The sequence below is a fragment of the Pseudaquabacterium terrae genome, from assembly GCF_013266755.1.
Classification (GTDB): domain Bacteria; phylum Pseudomonadota; class Gammaproteobacteria; order Burkholderiales; family Burkholderiaceae_C; genus Pseudaquabacterium; species Pseudaquabacterium terrae.
In genome coordinates this window covers 1-1,456 of record NZ_JABRWJ010000052.1, presented here as the reverse complement: position 1 = coordinate 1,456, position 1,456 = coordinate 1, and the positions used below count along the sequence as shown (strand labels likewise).

The following is a 1,456-nucleotide window of genomic DNA, read 5'->3' as shown; positions in this document are numbered from 1 at the left end:
TGAGCGGCCGGGCGGATGGTTGACACTTTCTCTGGGCGGATAGCTGACACTTGGTTGGTGTTGAATCGCCTCTTTCCTTTCTGGTTTTGAGGCCCCCGCCAGGCCGCCGGAGGCCCCCGGTTGTGCAATGTACTCATTGCTCAACCCTTCGCGCTCAATCCTCCTGTTTCGGCTTGCGGTCGCAGCGTCTTAGTCTGCCCCATTCGTCTTCGATGCGCATGTGGCGCTCGTCGAGCCGGCCGAGCTTCTTCATCCCGAAGTACACGTCCCACTGCCCCTCTTCGACCGCTTCCAACCCCACGTATTCGCCCACCAGAGCGCTGGTCACGTTGACATACTGCTTGCCCCAGCGGATGCCTCCCGCGGTGCTGACCTTCCTGACCTCGTAGCGGTCCGGATACTCCATCGGCAGCAGCCGCGTCGGCATCGCCCTGCTCGAAGGCACGTAGATCTGTCCCGGTTTGCTCATGTCCAGGCTCTCGTGTGGCCGCAGTTCGTTGTACTCATGCCTGAACACGTTGAGCTTGCGCTGCTGCCCTTGCGGGCTGTACGCCGCGGGCTTGGTGACCTCGTCCTTGAGCGTCTTGTGCATCCTCTCGTGCCGCCCGTTCTGCTGCGGCCTGCCTGGCTGAATCAGCTCCGGCAGGATGCCCAGCTTGATCCACCACACCGACAACTGGCTCAGCCGGCCCAGCGTAGGTGCGGCGAAGGGTACCCCGTTGTCCGTGCGGATTCTCCTGGGCAGACCGTACTCCTTGAACACCCGCGTGAACACCACCTTCGTCGGCTCCAGCAGCGTACCCTCCAGCCCTTGGCACGCCAGCAGATAACGGCTGTGGTTGTCCGTCACCGTCAGCGGGTAGCAGTACTGCCCGTTGCCCAACCGGAACTGGCCCTTGTAGTCCGCGCTCCAGCAGTCGTTGGGGCCCAGCACCGGCACGCTGGGCTTGCCGGGGTGCCCCACAGCCTTCCTGCGCGGCCTGCTCTCGATCAGCCCTCGCCTCTTGAGCATGTCGCACACCGTCGACTCCCCCGGCATCTGCCACTGCGGGTTGGCCAGCCCCACCTCGTGCACCAGCTTGCGAGCTCCCCATCTCGGAAACCTCAGCCTCAGCCGCATCAGCGCCTCTTCGATCTCCGGCGCCGTCTTGTTGTGCACCACGTGCGCCGCTCGGCTGCGGTCCTTTGCCCAGTCGCCGCCAGCTTCTGCGGCACCGGCCAACTCGTATCGCTCGATCCACTTGTACGCCGTCGTTCGGCTGATCCCGTACATCGCGCACAACTCCATCACCGTGCGCTTGCCACGTCTGAAATCGGCGATAAATTGCTTTCTCAGGTCCATCGGATTGACTTCCTTCCAGGGCATCCGCAAGCTCCTCCTTCGAGCCCGCATCGTCCCCTCTCGTGTCAACCATCCGCCCAGAGAAATCTGTCAACCATGCGCCCGGGTCGTACA

1 protein-coding gene is annotated in these 1,456 nt (G+C 63.4%); it reads right to left on the bottom strand.

All coding sequences use genetic code 11. The features are described 5' to 3' along the window. Nucleotides 1-154: 154 nt before the first annotated feature. A complete protein-coding gene (locus tag HLB44_RS36650) occupies nt 155-1,366 on the bottom strand; it encodes an integrase core domain-containing protein (RefSeq protein WP_173135803.1) in 1,212 nt (403 codons plus the stop codon). Nucleotides 1,367-1,456: the final 90 nt, after the last annotated feature.

Coding starts and splice junctions, on each gene's coding strand:
- HLB44_RS36650 (WP_173135803.1), bottom strand. CDS start 1,366: ATGCCCTGGAAGGAAGTCAATCCGATGGACCTGAGAAAGCAATTTATC.